16 protein-coding genes are annotated in these 20,966 nt (G+C 43.6%); 2 read left to right on the top strand and 14 right to left on the bottom strand.

Annotation, left to right across the window (positions count from 1 at the left end; genetic code table 11):
• Window positions 1-161 precede the first annotated feature (161 nt).
• A complete protein-coding gene (locus AB5213_RS14245; RefSeq protein ID WP_368276850.1) occupies window positions 162-4,403 on the top strand; it encodes an acyl-CoA dehydratase activase-related protein in 4,242 nt (1,413 codons plus the stop codon).
• Between the two features lie 587 nt (window positions 4,404-4,990).
• Here AB5213_RS14245 and AB5213_RS14250 read toward each other — a convergent pair.
• The 10 genes from AB5213_RS14250 to AB5213_RS14295 all read right to left on the bottom strand — a co-directional run bounded on the left by AB5213_RS14250 (window position 4,991) and on the right by AB5213_RS14295 (window position 15,854).
• On the bottom strand, window positions 4,991-6,295 hold the full coding sequence (locus AB5213_RS14250) for an aminotransferase (RefSeq protein WP_008372263.1): 1,305 nt from the start codon (window positions 6,293-6,295) through the stop codon (window positions 4,991-4,993).
• A gap of 357 nt (window positions 6,296-6,652) precedes the next feature.
• The gene (gene gpmI, locus AB5213_RS14255; RefSeq protein WP_368276851.1) at window positions 6,653-8,191 is read right to left on the bottom strand and encodes a 2,3-bisphosphoglycerate-independent phosphoglycerate mutase; all 1,539 of its coding nucleotides are present in this window, start codon (window positions 8,189-8,191) and stop codon (window positions 6,653-6,655) included.
• A gap of 149 nt (window positions 8,192-8,340) precedes the next feature.
• Window positions 8,341-9,090: a triose-phosphate isomerase gene (tpiA, locus tag AB5213_RS14260; RefSeq protein WP_008372272.1), complete on the bottom strand. Its 750-nt coding sequence runs from the start codon at window positions 9,088-9,090 to the stop codon at window positions 8,341-8,343.
• 41 nt (window positions 9,091-9,131) lie between these two features.
• Window positions 9,132-10,325 (bottom strand): phosphoglycerate kinase, encoded by a 1,194-nt coding sequence (pgk, locus tag AB5213_RS14265; RefSeq protein ID WP_022220114.1) that lies wholly within the window; start codon window positions 10,323-10,325, stop codon window positions 9,132-9,134.
• Window positions 10,326-10,586: 261 nt separating this feature from the next.
• Window positions 10,587-11,600, bottom strand: coding sequence for a type I glyceraldehyde-3-phosphate dehydrogenase (gene gap, locus AB5213_RS14270; RefSeq protein WP_008372277.1), 1,014 nt, complete (start codon window positions 11,598-11,600; stop codon window positions 10,587-10,589).
• A gap of 137 nt (window positions 11,601-11,737) precedes the next feature.
• Complete coding sequence (locus AB5213_RS14275; protein WP_055248292.1) at window positions 11,738-12,541, bottom strand: histidinol-phosphatase HisJ family protein; 804 nt, start codon at window positions 12,539-12,541, stop codon at window positions 11,738-11,740.
• Between the two features lie 110 nt (window positions 12,542-12,651).
• Window positions 12,652-13,731, bottom strand: coding sequence for a tRNA 2-thiouridine(34) synthase MnmA (mnmA, locus tag AB5213_RS14280; protein WP_173686324.1), 1,080 nt, complete (start codon window positions 13,729-13,731; stop codon window positions 12,652-12,654).
• 23 nt (window positions 13,732-13,754) lie between these two features.
• Window positions 13,755-14,198, bottom strand: a complete 444-nt coding sequence (gene nifU, locus AB5213_RS14285; protein ID WP_008372281.1) for a Fe-S cluster assembly scaffold protein NifU — start codon at window positions 14,196-14,198, stop codon at window positions 13,755-13,757.
• Window positions 14,199-14,233: 35 nt separating this feature from the next.
• Complete coding sequence (gene nifS, locus AB5213_RS14290) at window positions 14,234-15,418, bottom strand: cysteine desulfurase NifS (RefSeq protein ID WP_215633654.1); 1,185 nt, start codon at window positions 15,416-15,418, stop codon at window positions 14,234-14,236.
• Window positions 15,411-15,854, bottom strand: coding sequence for an Rrf2 family transcriptional regulator (locus AB5213_RS14295; RefSeq protein ID WP_215633655.1), 444 nt, complete (start codon window positions 15,852-15,854; stop codon window positions 15,411-15,413). The genes nifS and AB5213_RS14295 overlap by 8 nt, the downstream gene beginning before the upstream one ends.
• Before the next feature lie 137 nt (window positions 15,855-15,991).
• Here AB5213_RS14295 and AB5213_RS14300 point away from each other — a divergent pair, with 137 nt between their 5' ends.
• Window positions 15,992-17,299 carry an oligosaccharide flippase family protein gene (locus AB5213_RS14300; RefSeq protein WP_215633656.1) on the top strand — a complete coding sequence of 436 codons (1,308 nt, stop codon included), beginning with the start codon at window positions 15,992-15,994 and terminating at the stop codon, window positions 17,297-17,299.
• Window positions 17,300-17,396: 97 nt separating this feature from the next.
• Here AB5213_RS14300 and AB5213_RS14305 read toward each other — a convergent pair whose 3' ends face one another.
• From AB5213_RS14305 to AB5213_RS14320, 4 genes are all read right to left on the bottom strand, one after another.
• The gene (locus tag AB5213_RS14305; RefSeq protein ID WP_243002775.1) at window positions 17,397-17,939 is read right to left on the bottom strand and encodes a stage II sporulation protein M; all 543 of its coding nucleotides are present in this window, start codon (window positions 17,937-17,939) and stop codon (window positions 17,397-17,399) included.
• A 65-nt stretch (window positions 17,940-18,004) separates the two neighbouring features.
• Window positions 18,005-18,544 carry an NUDIX hydrolase gene (locus tag AB5213_RS14310; RefSeq protein WP_008372292.1) on the bottom strand — a complete coding sequence of 180 codons (540 nt, stop codon included), beginning with the start codon at window positions 18,542-18,544 and terminating at the stop codon, window positions 18,005-18,007.
• A gap of 179 nt (window positions 18,545-18,723) precedes the next feature.
• Window positions 18,724-20,268, bottom strand: a complete 1,545-nt coding sequence (rny, locus tag AB5213_RS14315; RefSeq protein WP_044998997.1) for a ribonuclease Y — start codon at window positions 20,266-20,268, stop codon at window positions 18,724-18,726.
• A gap of 78 nt (window positions 20,269-20,346) precedes the next feature.
• Window positions 20,347-20,958, bottom strand: a complete 612-nt coding sequence (locus tag AB5213_RS14320; RefSeq protein WP_055156726.1) for a regulatory protein RecX — start codon at window positions 20,956-20,958, stop codon at window positions 20,347-20,349.
• Window positions 20,959-20,966: the final 8 nt, after the last annotated feature.

Raw genomic sequence — 20,966 nt, forward strand, 5'->3', positions numbered from 1 at the left:
TTCACTTCCAGGCACTTTTTTCTACAATGCCATACATAACTTCTGTTTGTATTTTCGTTGGTTCTGTCGTATAATGTAAGATACTGTAGTTCTCTGCGAACTACATTTAATAGGTAATAACACAGACAAATTTTTTAATTGTAATAAGGAGTAGTTAAATCATGAATCAGACAGAATTACATACCCTGGGGATTGACATCGGTTCTACAACTGTTAAAATCGCAGTTCTGGACAGTAATAATGATGTTCTGTTTTCTGATTACGAGCGTCACTTCGCCAATATTCAGGAAACCCTTTCTGATCTGCTTGGTCGTGCTATCTACAAGCTCGGTCAGATCAAGGTATCTCCAATGATTACCGGATCAGGTGGTCTTACTCTGGCAAAGCATCTTGGCGTACCTTTTGTCCAGGAGGTTGTTGCCGTTTCCACCGCTCTTCAGGATTATGCACCACAGACCGATGTAGCGATCGAGCTGGGCGGCGAAGATGCCAAGATCATCTATTTTGAAAATGGAAATATTGAGCAGCGTATGAACGGAATCTGCGCCGGAGGTACCGGATCTTTCATCGACCAGATGGCGTCCCTTCTCCAGACAGATGCAACCGGTCTGAACGAATATGCCAAAAATTACAAAGCACTTTATACGATTGCAGCCCGCTGTGGCGTATTTGCCAAGACAGATATCCAGCCGCTGATCAATGACGGTGCTACCAAAGAAGACCTGTCTGCTTCTATTTTCCAGGCAGTCGTCAACCAGACCATCAGTGGTCTTGCCTGCGGAAAACCAATCCGCGGACATGTTGCTTTCCTCGGTGGACCGCTTCATTTCCTCTCTGAATTGAGAGAAGCGTTTATCCGTACTCTCAAGCTGGATGACGAACACATTATCGCACCAAAGTATTCCCATCTTTTTGCAGCCGTCGGCTCTGCGCTGAACTCTAAAAAGGATGTAGTCACCTCTCTTGGTGAGATGCAGAAAAAGCTGGATGCCCATATTGAAATGGACTTTGAAGTTGAGCGTATGCAGCCGCTCTTTTCCAGCGAAGCAGATTACAATGAATTTAAGAACCGCCATGCAAAGCATCAGGTGCCGGTTGGTGATCTTGCCAGCTACCGCGGTAATGCCTACCTTGGAATCGATGCCGGTTCTACCACCACGAAAGCCGCTCTGGTCGGAGAAGACGGTACTCTTTTGTACTCCTTCTACCATGGCAATGACGGTGATCCTCTTGGTACGACCATCGGTGCGATCAAGGATATTTACAGCCAGCTTCCGGAAGGCGTACAGATCGTTCACTCCTGCTCAACCGGTTACGGAGAAGCGCTCATTAAAGCCGCACTTCTTCTGGATGAAGGCGAAGTTGAAACCGTATCTCACTATTACGCCGCTTCTTTCTTCGAACCGGATGTAGACTGTATCCTCGATATCGGTGGTCAGGATATGAAGTGTATCAAGATCAAGAATCAGACTGTAGACAGCGTACAGCTCAACGAAGCATGTTCTTCCGGATGCGGTTCCTTTATCGAGACTTTTGCCAAATCCCTGAACTACACCGTAGAGGATTTTGCACATGAAGCACTTTTTGCGAAACATCCGATTGACCTCGGTACCCGTTGTACCGTATTTATGAACTCAAAGGTAAAACAGGCGCAAAAAGAAGGTGCTGAAGTATCCGATATTTCAGCCGGACTTGCTTATTCGGTTATCAAAAATGCTCTTTTCAAAGTTATCAAGGTATCCGATGCATCTGAGCTTGGTAAAAAAATTGTTGTACAGGGTGGTACATTCTACAATGATGCCGTACTCAGAAGCTTTGAGACCATCGCCGGATGTCAGGCAATCCGTCCGGATATTGCAGGAATCATGGGTGCTTTTGGGGCTGCACTGATTGCAAGAGAACGCTATGGTTTCAAAGAATGTAAAAATACAACCATGCTTTCCATTGATGAAATCAATGAACTTACCTATACAACCTCAATGGCAAAATGTAACGGCTGTACCAACAACTGTCGTCTGACCATCAACAAATTCAGTGGCGGACGTCGTTTTATTTCCGGAAACCGTTGTGAGCGCGGTCTTGGAAAAGAGAAAGCAAAGAGTGATGTGCCAAACCTTTTCGCTTATAAAAATGAACGTTATTTTGGTTACACGCCATTAGATCCATCCGAAGCAAAACGTGGAATGGTTGGTATTCCAAGAGTTCTCAACATGTATGAGAACTATCCGTTCTGGTTTACTTTCTTCACAAAACTGGGATATCATGTGTTACTCTCTCCTGCTTCTACACATAAGATTTATGAACTTGGTATTGAATCTATTCCGAGCGAATCCGAGTGTTATCCGGCAAAGCTGGCGCACGGACATGTACAGTGGCTGATCAACCAGGGTGCAGACTTTATCTTCTACCCTTGTATACCATACGAACGTGGTGAATTTGCCGATGCCGACAATCATTATAATTGCCCAATCGTCACCTCATACGCGGAGAACATCAAGAACAATATGGATCCAATCGTACACGGTGAAGTAGATTTCATGAATCCATTCCTCGCCCTCACAAGCGAAAAGACAATCACAGACGGACTGGTCCGTGAATTTACTTCTGCAAAGAATCTTCCAGCAGAAGAAATCAAAAATGCCGCTCATGCTGCATGGGAAGAACTTGCTGCATGCCGTCAGGACATCCGCAAAAAGGGTGAAGAAACACTCGCTTACATGGAAAAGACAGGAACCCGCGGCATTGTACTTGCCGGTCGTCCATACCATTACGATCCGGAGGTCAACCACGGTATCCCGGAGATGATCACCTCCTACGGACTTGCCGTTCTGACGGAAGATTCTATCTCCCATCTGAATCCGGTAGAACGTCCGCTGATTGTTATGGATCAGTGGATGTATCATTCCCGACTGTACGCAGCAGCCAATTTTGTAAAGACAAGAGATGATCTGGATCTGATCCAGCTGAACTCTTTCGGATGCGGTCTTGATGCCGTAACAACCGATGCTGTTGCAGATATTCTGACCGGTTCCGACAAGATTTATACCTCTCTTAAGATTGATGAGGTTAATAACCTGGGTGCTGCACGTATCCGTATCCGTTCTCTTCTCGCCGCCATCCGCGTCCGCGAGCAGAAGCATATGGAGCGCACCATTCGTCCGGCAAATATCGAAAAAATTCCTTTTACAAAGGAAATGAAGGAAACCTATACCATTTTGTGTCCACAGATGTCACCGATCCACTTTTCACTGATTGAGCCAGCCTTCCAGGAAGCAGGCTACAAACTGGAAGTACTGAAAAATGATAACAAGCATGCAGTTGACATGGGCCTTAAATATGTAAACAATGATGCCTGCTACCCGTCTCTGATGGTAGTTGGACAGATCATGGAGGCTATCCTTTCCGGCAAATATGACACCGACCACCTGGCTGTCATTATTTCGCAGACCGGTGGCGGATGCCGTGCTTCCAACTATATCGGATTTATCCGCCGTGCTCTTAAAAAAGCCGGTTACGGACATATCCCTGTTATTTCAATCAACTTAAGCGGGCTTGAAAGCAATCCTGGATTCAAGATCACCCTTCCACTTGTACTGAAAGGTGTGTATGGTCTGATATTTGGTGATCTCTTCATGCGCTGCCTGTACCGTGTCCGCCCATATGAAGCTGTTCCAGGCTCTGCCAATACCATGCATAAGAAATGGGAAAAGACAGTTATCGAATTTATCAAGAAAGGTTATCCAAGCAGACACGAGTTTAAGCGTCTCTGCCGCCAGATCGTAGAAGATTTTGATTCTCTTCCATTAAAAGATGTCAAAAAGCCACGTGTCGGAGTTGTCGGAGAAATCCTTGTTAAATTCCTTCCAGCTGCCAATAACTACCTGGTAGATCTTCTTGAACAGGAAGGTGCCGAAGCCGTGGTTCCGGATCTGACCGACTTCCTGCTCTACTGCTTCTACAATACAAACTTTAAAGCAGAACATCTCGGCATGAAGAAATCAACCGCCCGCATGGGTAATCTCGGAATCAAGGCTCTGGAATGGTTCCGCAAGCCTGCCGTTGATGCATTAAAAGCAAGTAAACGCTTTGATCCACCATCACATATTGAACACCTGGCTTCGATGGCAAAAGAAATTGTTTCTCTTGGAAACCAGACCGGTGAAGGATGGTTCCTTACCGGAGAAATGCTGGAGCTGATCCACAGCGGTGCACCAAACATTGTCTGCACACAGCCTTTCGCCTGTCTGCCAAACCACGTAGTCGGGAAAGGTGTTATTAAAGAACTGCGCCGCCGTCATCCGGAATCCAACATCGTTGCAATCGATTATGATCCGGGAGCAAGCGAAGTAAACCAGCTGAACCGCATCAAACTGATGCTTTCGACTGCGCAGAAGAAGATGTAAGACTTTTGGATATGTAAAAATAATAGGTTCTAATGGGACGACCAGAGGAATCCAAAATACTCCCCACGCATTCAGTTGCACTAACCATTCCGTTCAAGCCTCTTAGGGCGGGAATCGTGTTCAGCAAAGGCTTCCACGATTCCTGAGTCTTGAACTCCATAGTGCAAATTCATGTGTGGGGAGTATTTTGGATTCCTCTGGTCTGTATATTGGTAACTTTTTTTACATATGCAAAAGTTTTTTGGATGGTGAGAACTAGGATTTAGGGAATTGCAGTCGGAAGGGAAGATTAGTGTAATATCTTTCTTTACAGTTTTTTCTCTCCGAATTCAGCACCGTCATTTTTACCAGTACAGTTAAACGGTCGATTTTACAAAAGAAAGTCCTGCAATTCACTTTTGTGCAATGGAGATGAGACTCAGAAATCATGGAAGCCTTTGCTGAACATGATTTCCGCTCTAAGAGGCTCATCGGAATGGTTTGCACAATGGAATTGGAGGACTTTCTTTTGTAAAATCGACCACACAACCTTTATTTAAAAAAACAGCGGACTCCTTTTCGGGAAAATCCACTGTTTTTCACATATATTAAGCTTCTTCGACTTCTACTTTTTCGCCAAGAATTTTATCAATACTTACCAGTTTTACGCTGAGTACGAATACCTGTGCTGCAACTTCCAGTTCTTCTGGTGTCGGGAAGGACGGTGCAATTCGGATATTGCTGTCTTTTGGATCCTTTCCGTATGGGAAGGTTGCTCCCGCTTTTGTCAAGATCAGTCCGGCTTCTTTTGCTTTTGCTACGATTGCTTTTGCACATCCATCCAACGCATCGAAGGAAATGAAGTATCCTCCTCGCGGTGCCATCCAGGAACCAATCTCAAGTCCGCCAAGCTCACTTTCCAGTACACTTAATACGGTGTCAAATTTCGGTCTTAAGATATCTGCATGTTTCTTCATATGCTGAACCATTCCATGGATATCACCGAAGAAACGCGCATGTCTGAGCTGGTTTAATTTATCATGACCGATGGTCTGTACGGACATCATCTTGCGGATTTCCGCAAGGTTTTCATCGGATGCTGCAATTGCTGCAATACCAGAACCCGGGAAGCTGATCTTGGAAGTAGAACCGAATTTGTAAACCATGTTCGGATGTCCTTCTTTTTTACATTCCATCAAAATCTCGATCAGATAATCCTGTTTATCCTCATACAAATGATGGATTCCATATGCATTATCCCAGAAAATACGGAAATCTTCTGCCGCTGGATTTAATTTCGCAAAACGGTGTACGGTTTCATCAGAATAAGTGATTCCCTGTGGGTTAGAATATTTCGGTACACACCAGATACCTTTTACAGCCGGATCATTCTCCACATACTGCTCTACCAGATCCATATCCGGTCCATCCGACGTCATTGGAATATTGATCATCTCAATTCCAAAATGTTCGGTGATTGCAAAATGTCTGTCATATCCAGGTACCGGGCAAAGGAATTTTACCTTGTCAAGCTTTGCCCAAGGGGTGCTTCCCATGATACCATGTGTCATCGCTCTTGCAACAGTATCATACATTACGTTCAGGCTGGAGTTACCAAAGATGATAATATTGTCCTTCGGTACTTCCATCATATCAGAAAGAAGCTGTTTTGCTTCTTTGATTCCGTCGATCACTCCATAGTTACGGCAATCTACTCCTTCTTCGCAGACAAGATCTGATGTGCTCTTAAGTACATCCATCATCCCCATAGAAAGATCAAGCTGTGCTTTGGACGGTTTACCTCTGGACATATCCAGTTTCAGACCTTTTCCTTTAACATCTTCAAATTCTTTTTCCAGTCTGCTCTTTAATTCAAGCAGTTCTTCTCTACTCATATCTCTATATGCAGTCATCTTGAAAACCTCCCATAATCATCAACTAATCATTGTGTGTTTCCTGCCGTACTTTATACTTCCGAAATCTGCCATCTGCAGTTTCTTTCAGCTGTTTTGACAACATCAAAACTCACTACAAGTAGTAAGTATATAGGAAAAATGATTTTTCGTCAACTAATTCTTGCATATAAATATGACATATCGTGATTTTTGTTGATTTAAATGTGTTTTTTTGAATTTTTGTTTTTCATTTCATGCATTTTTCCATTTCGATGCTTTTCAAAAAGAGTAGATCAGATTTATATGCAGTATGTTTTGCTCTTCTGACAACAAAACACCCGGAACCATTTTCATGATTCCGGGCAAATATATTTACTATTTTACTAATAATGATTTTCCAGTCATATCTGCTGGCTGCTGCATTCCCATCAGCTCGATCAGCGTCGGAGCGATGTCTGCAAGGCATCCGCCTTCACGAAGCTTATATGCAGGATCTGCATTTACAAGAATGAACGGAACCGGGTTCGTTGTATGAGCGGTAAATGGTTCTCCTGTCTCTTCATCGATCAGCTGTTCTGCATTTCCGTGGTCAGCGCAGATAAACATCTGTCCACCAACTTCTTTCACTGCATCAACTGCTTTTCCTACACATTCATCAACAGCTTCAATTGCTTTGATCACTGCTGCTTCTACACCGGTATGACCAACCATATCCGGGTTAGCAAAGTTGATTACGATCACATCGTACTTATCAGCCTTGATTGCATCTACAAGCTTGTCACATACTTCATATGCGCTCATTTCCGGCTTCAAGTCGTAAGTTGCAACCTTTGGAGATTTGACAAGGATTCTGTCCTCGCCCTTGTTCGGTTCTTCTACTCCGCCGTTGAAGAAAAACGTAACATGTGCATATTTTTCTGTCTCAGCGATTCTTGCCTGTGTCATGTTGTTTGCTGCAAGGAATTCGCCAAAGGTATTGGTAATACCTTCTTTTACAAATGCAACGGTCTTGTTCGGGATTGTCTCATCATACTCTGTAAAACATACATAAGTTGTCTTGATACGTTCTCCTCTGTCAAATCCGTCAAAATCATCCGCACAGAATGTTCTGGTGATTTCTCTTGCTCGATCCGGGCGGAAATTAAAGAAGATCACAGAATCTCCGTCTTTTACAGTTGCAACCGGTGTACCGTTTTTTGTCACTACAAATGGTACTACGAATTCGTCAGTTACTTCTTTGTCGTAAGAAGCCTGGATTCCTTCTGTTGCTGATGCTGCTGTGTCACCTTCGCCGCGTGTAAGTGCTGCGTATGCTTTTTCTACACGGTCCCAACGGTTGTCACGGTCCATTGCATAGTAACGTCCGGAAACACTTGCAACTTCACCTACACCGATTTCTTTCATCTTTGCTTCTAACTGTTCAACATATTCTTTCCCAGATGCCGGAGGTGTATCACGTCCGTCAAGGAAGCAGTGAACATATACTTTGTCCAGCCCCTGTCTCTTTGCAAGTTCCAAAATTCCATAAATATGTGTAATGTGACTGTGTACACCACCATCAGATACCAGTCCCATCAGATGAAGAGCTGTACCGTTCTTCTTTGCATTTTCACAGGCTGCAAGAAGTGCCTTATTTTCAAAGAAATCGCCATCATCAATTGCTTTTGTGATCTTGGTGAGCTCCTGGTAAATGATACGTCCTGCGCCCATATTCATATGACCTACTTCCGAGTTACCCATCTGACCGTCCGGAAGTCCTACAGCAAGTCCGCTTGCATTTCCTTTTACAAACGGATATTCAGCCATTAATTTATCCATAACCGGTGTGTTTGCCTCTGCAATACCGTTGCCTTTCTTTTCATCTCTCAGACCGTAACCGTCTAAGATCATCAAAACTGTTGGTTTTTTACTCATCGTCTTACACTCCTTCATTTTGTCTTAAAGCGTTTGATTTCTCTTTCAGTTAAATATTGTACATGATTTTATATATGCTTGCAAGCACTTGTTAAAACTTTGACAGTCGAAAAACGCAGGCATTTCTGCCTGCGCCTTGGTATAATTGACTATTTCCAGTTTACAATCTTACCAAAATCCGGTTTTAAAGAAGCACCACCTACAAGTCCACCATCGATATCCGGCTGAGCGAATAATTCCGGTGCTGTAGCTGCATTTACAGATCCGCCGTACTGAATACGGATTGCTTCTGCTGTAGCTTCATCATAAACTTCAGCGATACATTCACGGATAGCTTTGCAAACCTCCTGAGCCTGCTCTGTTGTAGCTGTCTTACCGGTTCCGATTGCCCAGATTGGCTCATAAGCGATAACTGCTGTCTTAGCCTGATCTGCTGTTACATTCTGGAATCCAACTTTAACCTGCTGACGGATGAAGTCCATTGTCACACCCTGTTCACGCTGTTCAAGAGTTTCTCCACAGCACATGATCGGTGTAAGTCCGTGTTCAAATGCTTTCAGCATCTTTTTGTTCACAGTCTCGTTTGTCTCTGCGAAGTATTCTCTTCTTTCAGAGTGTCCGAGAACAACATATTTAACACCAGCATCTGTAAGCATGTTCGGAGAGATTTCTCCTGTGTATGCACCTTTTTCTTCAAAGTACATATTCTCTGCTCCAACCTGGATGTTGCTTCCTTTTGCAGCTTCTACAACCGGAATGATATCGATTGCCGGTACGCAGAATACCACGTCAGCCTCTTCTGTTACAACCAGAGATTTGAGTGTATTCACAAGCTCTACTGCCTCTGAAGGTGTCATATTCATTTTCCAGTTACCTGCAATAATTTTCTTTCTTGCCATTGCAATAATCTCCCTTATTTTATCTTAATTACAGACGCTGCTTATTTATCGTTAGCAGCTGCTACACCTGGCAGTTCCTTACCTTCAAGGAATTCAAGGGAAGCTCCGCCACCCGTAGAGATGTGAGTCATCTTGTCGCCGTATCCGAGCTGGTTAACTGCTGCTGCCGAATCACCACCACCGATGATTGTTACTGCATCTGTCTCAGCAAGTGCTTTTGCGACTTCTTCTGTTCCTTTTGCAAAGTTCGGCATCTCGAATGCACCCATAGGTCCGTTCCATACAACTGTCTTTGCATCTTTTACAGCGTCAGCATAGATCTTGATTGTCTCTGGTCCGATGTCAAGTCCTTCCCATCCTTCCGGAATTTCGCCAGCTTTAACAACTTTGATATTTGCATCATTTGAAAAATCATCTGCAATTACGTTGTCTACCGGAAGAAGGAGTTTTACGCCTTTGTCTTTAGCTTTCTGAATCATGTTCAGTGCATATTCACAGTAATCTTCTTCAAGAAGAGATTTTCCAACGGTTCCGCCCTGTGCTTTGCTGAATGTATAAGACATACCTCCACCAATGATCAGAGTGTCTACTTTATCGATCAGGTTTTCGATTACAGAAATCTTGCTTGAAACTTTAGCTCCACCAAGGATTGCAACGAACGGTCTTTCCGGATTGTTTACTGCATTTCCAAGGAAATCGATTTCTTTCTGCATAAGATATCCTACAACTGCTGTATCAACATATTTGGTAACACCAACGTTAGAGCAGTGTGCACGATGAGCTGTTCCGAATGCATCGTTTACGAATACATCACAAAGAGAAGCGAGTTCCTTAGAGAATTCATCTCCGTTCTTTGTTTCTTCTGCTCTGTAACGTGTATTTTCAAGAAGGATTACCTCTCCATCTTTCATAGCTTCAACTGCTGCTTTTGCATTTGGTCCTACTACTTCAGGATCTGCTGCGAATTTTACTTCCTGTCCGAGAAGTTCTGAAAGTCTTACTGCAACCGGTGCAAGAGAAAGCTCCGGTTTCGGTTCTCCCTTCGGTTTACCAAGATGTGAGCAGAGGATTACTTTTCCTCCGTCAGCGATCAGTTTCTTGATTGTAGGAAGTGCTGCAACAAGACGGTTCTCGTCTGTGATCTTTCCATCGATCAGCGGTACGTTAAAATCGCATCTTACAAGGACTTTTTTCCCTTTTACATTGATATCATCTACAGATTTTTTGTTAAGCATAATCCTGCCTCCTGTTTACATTTCGTTTAAATGGAATGTGCCGGGCACATTTCCGTGCTGAGCGCAGTTGCTTGCGACAATCTGCGTTTTCACACGAATACACATCTTGGGCACATAGTGCCTTTTATTTAGCAGGAAGCTCCATCAGAATTTCCTGTTAAATAAAAGAGCCCGGTCCATGTAGACCGGACCCTTGCTTGAGTCTAACTCTGGAATATTCCAGTAAGAATCAATTCAGCCTGTCCAAACAAACGTTACGGATTAAAGTAATGTTCCGAAGTGTTTGATTGTTCTTACCATCTGGCTTGTGTAAGAGTTTTCATTGTCATACCAAGAAACAACCTGTACTTCTGTTGTTCCGTTGTCAAGCGGAAGTACCATTGTCTGAGTAGAATCGAAGAGAGAACCAAATCTCATTCCTACGATATCGCTAGAAACGATCTGATCTTCGTTGTATCCGAATGATTCGTTAGAAGCTGCTTTCATAGCTGCGTTGATCTGTTCTACAGTAACTTCACCTTCAACTACTGCTGTAAGGATTGTTGTAGATCCTGTAGGGGTTGGTACACGCTGTGCAGATCCGATAAGTTTTCCGTTAAGCTCCGGAATAACAAGTCCGATTGCTTTAGCTGCTCCTGTGCTGTTAGGAACGATGTTTACTGCTGCTGCACGAGATCTTCTCAGATCACCTTTTCTCTGTGGTCCGTCAAGAGTCATCTGATCACCTGTGTAAGCATGGATTGTGCACATGATACCAGATTTGATCGGTACAAGATCATTAAGAGCCTTAGCCATTGGTGCAAGACAGTTTGTTGTACAAGAAGCTGCAGAAATGATTGCGTCATCTTTTGTAAGCTGTGTATGGTTTACATTGTAAACGATTGTAGGAAGGTCATTTCCTGCCGGTGCAGAAATGATAACGTGTTTAGCACCTGCATCGATATGTGCCTGAGCTTTTGCTTTAGATGTGTAGAATCCTGTACATTCAAGAACTACATCTACTCCGATTTCTCCCCATGGAAGTTCAGCTGCATTAGCTTTAGCGTAGATTTTGATTTCTTTTCCGTCTACTGTGATGGAGTCTTCTCCAGCAGATACTTTATCAGCTAATTCATATTTTCCCTGTGTTGAATCATATTTTAATAAGTGAGCCAGCATCTTAGGAGATGTAAGGTCGTTGATTGCTACGATCTCAAATCCCTCTGCTCCAAACATCTGTCTGAATGCAAGACGTCCAATACGTCCAAATCCATTGATTGCTACTTTTACTGCCATGATTTAGTCCTCCTAAAGATAAATTGTATTACTGTATATAACAGTTACATTTTTCTTGATAAATCTTATCATTGTTTAAGATTTATCAACTGTAATTTATTGTACTAAATTCAGAACAAAAATTCAATCCCCTTTTTTCACTTTATTTTTCTGAAAACCGGGGCCCTTTTTATGAATTCTGCATAATATTTAAAGCCACATGCTTCGAGAATATTGTCAACTATGTTAAAATCATACCCTACATGCTCTGGTTTATGTGCATCTGCGCCGACGGTGATGATCTCTCCCCCCAGCTTTTTGTATCTTTTTAACACATCCGGATGCGGGTGTGCAAAAGGAAGGCCATACTTCAGTCCTGCTGTATTGACTTCCAGTCCTTTTCCGTGTTCAATAAGATACCGCAGGATTTCATCTATTTCATCCGCAAATCTGCCGTAAGAATATTCCTGTTCCCGATGTTTTCCATAACGTACCACATAATCCAGATGTCCGAGCACATCAAAATCCGCTACAGCCCTGATATCGGCTATTGTCTCCCGAAGTGCCATCCGGTAGGCCTCTTCATCCGAAATCCCCTCAAAGAACTCAGGATAATAAGGATCCTTCCCACCAACCACATGCATGGATCCGATCACAAAATCATACGGATTTGCCGCGGTAAATGCTTTTGCTTTCTTCGCAAGGTGTGGCTGAAGTCCAAACTCCACACCGATCCGGATATCCAGCTTCTCTTTATACTTTTCCTTCAGTGCTCCAAGCTCTTTAAAATAGGTTTCCGGATCAAACACAAATTCAATATCATCACAAAAATAATCAATATCTTCATGATCCGTAAAACAGATTGCTTCCAGTCCTTTATCGATTGCTGCAAGAACCATATCTTCCGGTTTTGCCTCTGAATCTCCGGAAAAATAAGTGTGCATATGGCAGTCCGCTCTCATATTTTGCCCTCCTTGTCATTCTTCATGTGTAAATCCACCCGGCTTTCCCGCAAATCATTTGTTGGATTGCAGTACGGTCCCAATATGCCAAAAAACAGAACAATTCTGAGCTATCCCAGAATTGTTCCGCCTCCAAGTACATAATCTCCATCATACAGTACCAGTGCCTGCCCCGGTGTAACCGCTCTCTGCGGTGTCTCAAAGATGCACTCTATCTCATCTTCTCCCGTTTTGCGGACTGTGCACCAGTCCCCTTTATGGTTGTATCTGATTTTAGCAAATACGCGCATCTCACCTTCCAGATCCTCTACTGTCATAAAGTTCAGCTTATTTGCACGGACCCGCGTCGTCATCAGATCTTCATTCGTCCCTATCACAACTTCATTCGTATCCGGACGGATCTCAAGCACGAATGCCTGATACCCAAGAGAAAGTCCAAGTCCTTTTCTCTGTCCGATCGTATAGTGGATGATTCCTTTATGCCGTCCCAGGATCTTTCCATCCGGTGTTACAAAATTACCTTCCGGGATTTTCTGGTCACTTTCTTCTTCAATAAAAGATGCATAATCGTCATCGGATACAAAACAGATATCCTGACTGTCCGGTTTGTTCGCAATCTGCAATCCGATCTCTTTTGCGATCTCGCGGATCTGGTCTTTTTCGTATTCACCGACAGGCATCAGCGTTCTTCTCAGCTGATCCTGGGTAAGATTATAAAGCGCATAGGTCTGGTCTTTTGACCAGGTTGCCGAATGCCGGATCGCATAGCGTCCGTTCGGCAACTGTTCTACTCTCGCATAGTGACCTGTTGCAATATAGTCTGCTCCGATCTCCATGCTCCGTGTAAGAAGAGATTCCCATTTTACATAACGGTTACACGCAATGCACGGATTTGGTGTCCGGCCATGCAAATATTCATCCACAAAATAATCGATTACCTTCTCCTGAAAATCCTTCTTGAAATTCATCACATAATACGGAATGCCGATCTGTGCCGCAACTTTTCTGGCATCATCTACCGCGCTGAGTCCACAGCATCCGCCGTTTTCTTCCTGTATTTTCGATTCTTCGTCCTGCCAGATCTGCATCGTCACACCGATCACATCATATCCCTGTTCTTTTAGAAGATATGCCGCTACCGATGAGTCGACACCACCTGACATTCCGACTACCACTTTCTTTTTTGCCATTCTCTTTTCTCCTGCAGAAAATTCTAATACTCTTCCTCTTCTGCTTCTTCACCTTCACTGATATCGTTCTTCGGCTTCTGGAGTCCTTCGATCTTGATCCCGTGCTTCTCTGCATAATCCCACAGTGCTGCATGGATTGCCTCCTCTGCCAGTAAAGAACAGTGTACCTTAACCGGCGGCAGTCCGTCAAGTGCTTCCATAACGGCTTTGTTTGTTACCTGCATTGCTTCTGAAATATGTTTTCCCTTTACAAGTTCTGTCGCCATACTGCTTGTTGCAACAGCCGCGCCACATCCGAATGTCTTAAATTTTACATCATTAATAATTCCGTTATCATCAATATCAAGGTAGATTCTCATGATATCACCACATTTGGCGTTACCAACAGTACCCACTCCGCTTGCGTTCTCGATTTCTCCCATATTACGTGGATGCTGAAAATGATCCATTACTTTCTCTGTATACATTGTAAATTCCTCCTAAAGCTGTATTTTCTATCGTATTATTTATTCTGTTTTTTTGCAAAATCTTCATAAAGCGGTGACATTCCGCGTAAATCGCTTACAATTGTCTTAAGCTGATCTACTACATAATCAATGTCTTCTTTTGTGATCTCTTCATTCAGAGTCAGGCGCAGAGATCCATGCGCAATCTCGTGCGGCAGTCCGATTGCAAGAAGTACATGGGATGGATCAAGAGATCCGGATGTACATGCAGATCCACTGGATCCACAAATTCCTGCCATATCAAGACGGATCAGCATAGATTCGCCCTCAATGAAACGGAAGCAGAAGTTTGCGTTATTTGGCAGACGGTCTGTCGGATGTCCGTTCAGCTTGGTGTACGGGATTTCTTCCATCACACGTTTGATCAGATAATCTCTCATCTCGCGCTCTTTTGCTGTACGTTCTTCCATCGTAGCGATAGCACGTTTTGTTGCTGTACCGATTCCAACAATACCCGGAACATTTTCTGTCCCTGCACGACGTTTTCTTTCCTGTGCCCCACCATGAACAAAGGAACGGATCTTCACGCCTTTTCTGATATAGAGGAATCCGATTCCTTTTGGTCCGTTCAGCTTGTGTCCGCTGGCACTTAACATATCAATATGACATTCATCTACATTAATCGGGACCTGTCCGAAAGCCTGTACGGCGTCTGTGTGGAACAGGATACCATGTTTGTGGGCGATCTCACCGATCTCTTTGATCGGTTCAATTGTTCCGATCTCGTTGTTTGCATACATTACAGAGATCAGGATGGTATCCGGGCGGATTGCTGCTTCCACATCTGCCGGATTTACTTTTCCGTATTCATCCACAGCAAGATAAGTCACTTCAAACCCACGTTCTTCCAAATAAGCTGCTGTATGCAGGATCGCATGATGTTCGATCTTGGTTGTGATAATATGTCTTCCTTTATTCTGATAAGCCTCAGCGGTTGCTTTGAGTGCCCAGTTGTCAGACTCTGATCCGCCGGCTGTAAAATAAATTTCGTTGCTCTTTGCACCGAGTGCGTTTGCGATTCTTTCTCTCTGTTCTGCCACAACATCTTTGTTATGGGATGCGAAGCTGTAGATCGCAGAAGGATTGCCATACTGCTCTGTAAAATATGGCAGCATTGCTTCCAGAACTTCTGGTGCAGTTTTTGTTGTTGCTGCGTTATCCAAATAAATTAATTTACTCATCTTTTTGTCCTTCTTTCTTTACTTCTTTATTCATTTCCACAAGGGTATTTATCATAATACTGTCTACCGTCTGTGCCATGCTTTCATTGACTTTCTTCCAGACATATTTCGTGATACAGCTTCCCTGGATCTCGCAACTGTTTTCCGAATGAAGTGCTGCACAAGTCGCAGGTTCCAGGTCTCCTTCAAGTGCTCTGAGTACATCACCAACAGAAACTTCCGCCGCATCCTTTGCCAGCCGATATCCTCCTCCCGCTCCACGGATACTCTTGACGAGACCTGCCTTTTTCAGCTTCGCCATGAGCTGTTCCAGATATCGTTCCGATATCTCCTGCCTGGCTGATATACTGCTGATGGAAACCGGTTCTTCTGCGCCATAACACGCAAGATCGATAAAGGCGCGCAAACCATAACGACCCTTCGTTGAGATCTTCAATCCATCACCTTCTCTTTATTTTTTATATCCCACTGTTTTACTAGGATTTCTTGCAAATTGAGGATATCACCTCTGTTATGTTCTGTCAAGGCTCTTTCTTGCATATATTTTAAAACAAAAATGCCTTTGGAGCTGCTATGTCACAAAAACATTTTCTCCTGAAAGGAACTTTTATCCTTACTGTAGTCGGCATTCTCACCCGTGTAATGGGATTTTTTTACCGTATTTTTCTCAGCAGATCTTTCCCTGCAGAAGAAATCGGTCTGTATCAGCTGATTTTCCCTGTCTACACACTTGCTTATGCTGCAACTTCAGCAGGGATCGAGACGGCTCTGACGCGCCTGGTTGCCGCCTCTTCTGCAAAAAAGCAGTCTGCAAAAGCTTATTCTTACCTGAAAGCAGCACTGCTTTGTTCTCTTTTTCTTTCCATCTGCTGTCTTTTTCTGTTGCAGAAAAATGCTGTTTTCCTCACCACAGTCATACTTGGTGATCCCCGATGCGCCTCTCTCATCTTCCTGATAGCATATGCACTTCCATTTGCAGCTCTGCACAGTTGCAGCTGTGGTTACTTTCTGGGGCTCAAGCAGATCCGGCTTCCTGCCCTCTCCCAATTATTTGAACAGCTGGTCCGGATCTTTTTTGTTATCCTCCTCTATACAGCCGATGTTCATACCGCTTTTACACCATCTGTCGCAATTGCTGTCCTCGGAATTGTCGGTGGTGAAATTGCAGCCGCTTTTCTTTGCATCCATAAGCTCAGAACTGCCGGGCAACCTTTCTCCCCACACCGGGAGCCGGCTCTTTCTGCTGTTCCTCCCCTGCTTTTTTCTGCCCTTCCACTGACCGCAAGCAGAGTCCTTCTGAATCTTTTTCAGAGTCTGGAAGCAATTTCTATTCCTCTTGCCCTGCAAAAGTATGGAATGAGTATCTCCGCTTCTCTTAGCACCTACGGAATTCTGACCGGAATTGCCCTTCCTTGCATTTTATTTCCATCTGCCCTCACCAATTCCATCTCCACAATGCTCCTCCCCGAAGTTGCCAGTATGCCGGATGCTCAGAAAAAACATGCTCTTCCGCAGCTTTTACGGAAAGTTATTTTTTTCTGCCTGTTTCTTGGTTTTGCCTGCCTGCTATTTTTCTTTACCGCATCCGGCTTTATCAGCAGACGGATCTTTCATACACCAGAAGCCGGAAATTATATCTTAACACTAGCATTTATCTGTCCTTTTCTCTATAGTAACACCGCACTGATCAGTGTGTTAAATGGTCTGGATCTTGCCGGAAAAACTTTTCTGATCAATCTATTCACCCTGGCAGTACGAATCTGTAGTGTTCTGTTTCTGATTCCGCAGTTCGGGATTCTTGGCTATCTGTGGGCACTGCTTGCAAGCCAGCTTCTTACATTTGGCTGCTGCATGTTTCTCCTGATAAAACAAGGGCGATAAAAAACGGCAGAAAGTCCTCTTTACCGAATTGTTCAGTAAGAGGACTTTCTGTCATTTTCTATCACCTGACGCTAAAATGTGGCTGAACACATTCTTGCTATGTAAGAACCTTCACAAACCAGCGGACAATCCCAGGGTTTAAATATACCTCAGACAAAATTCCCGCCACGATCATCATAACAGTAAATCCTGTTTTTGTTCCATTCCATTCACTTTGCGGATAACGATAATAATACCGGATCAATAGAAGATATGCCGGTACATAAAAAATATATTGCGGGAAAATACCGGCAATACACAGCAGCATTCCGCAAAGGCCCATCCTTAAAACTGCCGCCACAGACAGTATCCCTGCTGCAAAGCCTGTCCAAAGGAGGATTCCGGCTGCTGTCAGTCTGCGAAACCCCAGATTTGCCACACAGACCGCTAACGCCAGAGGCATCACTCTCCATCTGAGCAGGTACCACAGGTAATCTTCATTTATGATTTTCACCTGTGTATACTGATTTAGAAAATATTCATGGAAAATTCCAGTCATCGTAACATAATTTTTCGCAATAAAATTAGCATATAAGATACCCATTCCAAAACCGATCAGATATAGCATGGGCAGCTGATATTTCTTCCGATAAAATTCCACATTCCGGCCTCCAATAATTTCACATAGTTCATTATATGACCGGAGTTGTCAATTATGCGTTCACTTTATCTGTTATACTTTGCATCATAGGCAAGGATAGCAGCTACAGTCTTGGAATCTTCAATCTTTCCTTCAAAGATCATCTGCTTTAATTCTTCAACCGTATGTGCCTCTACATTCACAAATTCATTCTCATCCAGATGCTGATGGGTACGGATCAGGTTTCGTGCAACATAAACTTCGATTTTTTCGTTGCAAAGTGCTACAGTTGTTCGAAGCGTGATCAGCCATTCCAGATCATCACTGTGATATCCGGTCTCTTCTTCCAATTCTCTTGCTGAACAGTCTCGTCCCGGTTCATCCGCTTGGTCCAGCCCTCCTGCCGGAAGCTCCAGTGTAAAGCGGTCCAGTGCATTCCGGTACTGTCTTACCATCAGGAGTCTGCCGTCATCCATCACAGGTATCACAGCAGCAGCCCCTTTGTGGTGGATATAGTCCCACACCTCATGATTTCCATTGGAAAACTCCATATAATCTTTGTATACATCAACAATTGTTCCCTGATATACCCTTTCTCTTTTTACACGTTTGATTTCTTTTTTCATCCGTTTTCCTCTTCCTTTTCACACAACTATGAGAAACACGCTCCGTGAGTTTCTCAAGTTATCGCGGCAGTCGCCAAGTCTCGTGCAAGCGCGGACTTTGGCTCGTTGCTCGCGTAAATTAAATACAGCCATCCAAAAGACCGAATCTTTTGGACGGCTGTCGTTTTCTGATTATCGTGTTATTTAGCATAATCTGTAACACGGGATTCCCGGATTACATTTACTTTAATCTGACCTGGATATTCCAATTCATATTCAATCTGTTTTGAAATATCTCTTGCCAGCAATACCATATCATCATCAGATACTTGTTCTGGAACTACCATTACGCGAATCTCTCTACCCGCCTGAATAGCAAATGACTTCTCAACCCCTTTAAACTGGTTGGTAATATCTTCTAACTGTTTTAATCTGTTTGTGTATGTCTCCAAGGTTTCTCTTCTTGCACCTGGTCTTGCAGCCGAAATCGCATCTGCTGCCTGAACAACGCCTGCAATCAGAGACTGTGGTTCTACATCACCATGATGTGCTTCTACCGCGTTGATAATAAGCGGCGACTCTTTGTATTTTCTACAAAGGTCTACACCAATCTGAACATGTGAACCTTCTACATCGTGATCAATCGATTTACCGATGTCATGTAAAAGACCTGCACGCTTTGCGATACGGACATCCAGCCCGATCTCGCCCGCAAGCAATCCGGATAGCTGAGCAACCTCGATTGAATGCTTCAGTGCATTCTGACCGTAGCTCGTTCTGAACTTCATACGTCCAAGAAGACGAATCAGTTCTGGATGGATGCCGTGTACACCAACTTCAAGTGCTGCTGCCTCTCCTTCTTCGCGCATCATAGTCTCTACTTCTTTCTGCGCTTTTTCAACCATCTCTTCGATTCTTGCAGGATGGATTCGTCCATCTACGATCAAACGCTCCAGTGCAATTCTTGCCACTTCTCTTCGGATTGGATCAAATCCGGAAAGAACAACTGCCTCCGGAGTATCATCAATAATAAGCTCTACTCCTGTCAGTGTCTCAAGAGTACGGATATTCCGTCCCTCTCGTCCGATAATTCTACCCTTCATCTCGTCACTTGGAAGCTGAACTACCGAGATCGTAGTTTCAGCCACATGATCTGCCGCACATCTCTGGATTGCGGTGACAACATACTCTTTCGCCTTCTTGTCAGCCTCTTCCTTTGCACGTGTTTCAAGCTCTTTCACCATCTTGGCAGTGTCATGTTTCACATCTTCTTCAACAGTTTTTAATAGATAATCCTTTGCCTGTTCGGAGGTAAGTCCTGAGATTCTTTCTAGTTCCTGTACTCTTTTCTGGCTGAGTTCTTCAACTTCAGCCTCCCGCTGCTTCATCGCTGTCTCTTTTGCAGTAAATGCAGTCTCTCTCTGCTCAATTGCCGCAGATCTCTTATCCAGAGATTCTTCTTTTGAAAGTACACGCTTTTCATAACGCTGAAGTTCAGCTCTGCGTTCCTTAGTCTCTTTTTCAAGTTCATTCTTTGTCTTGATGGACTCTTCCTTTACTTCCAAAAGTGCTTCCTTCTTCTTTGTCTCTGCTGTCTTCAAAGCATCATCAATAATTTCTCTTGCTTTTACATCAGCGTTCCCAATTTTGGAATTTGCATCGTTCTTCAACTTGGAAACAGTAACAAAATAAGTAACCGGCATTACTACTATAAGCGTAACAACTACAGCAATAATTATAGGTATCAGCACAGGAGCACCTCCTTATTTAGTTTTCATTGTACAAATACAACACTTAAATTCTATACTGTTTTCACAAATATGTCAAGCATTCCAATCGCAAACTTGTATTACTTGACGGATATCTTCGTAACGAAATCCTTTCCGCACCAAATATCCATATATTTTCTGCTTTTCTTTCGGATCTGTACAGGCAAAGTCCCAGTGTTTTTTGCGAAGAAGCTCCCGGATTGCTTCCTGATCGGAATGCTCTTCATACATCTCTTCCATGATCTCTTCTGCCCGGTTCATATCCACGCCCTTCTGTCTCAGAAGGGCATAAATCTCCCGTCTGCTCTTTTTATCTTTCCTGCTGTCTATAAAGTTCCGAATGTAGGCGTCATCATTGATATATCCAAATGATTTCACATAGGCAATCGCCGCTTCGGTGATCTCCGATGGATAGCCGCCCAGCTTTAATTTATCTCTGAGCTGGGATTCAGTTCTTGCCATGTCATTCAGCAGGTGCATCGCACGAAGCTTTGCCCGCTTCAAAAGGACTTCTTTGATCTTTGCATAAGTATCCTCTGTCAATTCACACTCTTCTTTCAGGTGAAAACGGGACAGTTCGCCTTTGTAAACCACAAAGGCGAACTGCTCATCAACAGATACCCGATACTTTGTCTTTGTAACTGGCTCGATTCGGGTAATTCTCATCATATGTT

This window comes from Coprococcus sp. RTP21204st1_G4_RTP21204_210225 (genome assembly GCF_040915385.1).
Classification (GTDB): domain Bacteria; phylum Bacillota; class Clostridia; order Lachnospirales; family Lachnospiraceae; genus Allocoprococcus; species Allocoprococcus comes.

Coding starts and splice junctions, on each gene's coding strand:
- nifS (WP_215633654.1), bottom strand. CDS start 15,418: ATGAGTAAATTAATTTATTTGGATAACGCAGCAACAACAAAAACTGCA.
- AB5213_RS14245 (WP_368276850.1), top strand. CDS start 162: ATGAATCAGACAGAATTACATACCCTGGGGATTGACATCGGTTCTACA.
- mnmA (WP_173686324.1), bottom strand. CDS start 13,731: ATGGCAAAAAAGAAAGTGGTAGTCGGAATGTCAGGTGGTGTCGACTCA.
- tpiA (WP_008372272.1), bottom strand. CDS start 9,090: ATGGCAAGAAAGAAAATTATTGCAGGTAACTGGAAAATGAATATGACA.
- AB5213_RS14310 (WP_008372292.1), bottom strand. CDS start 18,544: ATGAAAAAAGAAATCAAACGTGTAAAAAGAGAAAGGGTATATCAGGGA.
- AB5213_RS14320 (WP_055156726.1), bottom strand. CDS start 20,958: ATGAGAATTACCCGAATCGAGCCAGTTACAAAGACAAAGTATCGGGTA.
- AB5213_RS14250 (WP_008372263.1), bottom strand. CDS start 6,295: ATGACTGCATATAGAGATATGAGTAGAGAAGAACTGCTTGAATTAAAG.
- nifU (WP_008372281.1), bottom strand. CDS start 14,198: ATGTATACAGAGAAAGTAATGGATCATTTTCAGCATCCACGTAATATG.
- pgk (WP_022220114.1), bottom strand. CDS start 10,325: ATGCTTAACAAAAAATCTGTAGATGATATCAATGTAAAAGGGAAAAAA.
- AB5213_RS14300 (WP_215633656.1), top strand. CDS start 15,992: ATGTCACAAAAACATTTTCTCCTGAAAGGAACTTTTATCCTTACTGTA.
- AB5213_RS14275 (WP_055248292.1), bottom strand. CDS start 12,541: ATGAGAGCGGACTGCCATATGCACACTTATTTTTCCGGAGATTCAGAG.
- gpmI (WP_368276851.1), bottom strand. CDS start 8,191: ATGAGTAAAAAACCAACAGTTTTGATGATCTTAGACGGTTACGGTCTG.
- gap (WP_008372277.1), bottom strand. CDS start 11,600: ATGGCAGTAAAAGTAGCAATCAATGGATTTGGACGTATTGGACGTCTT.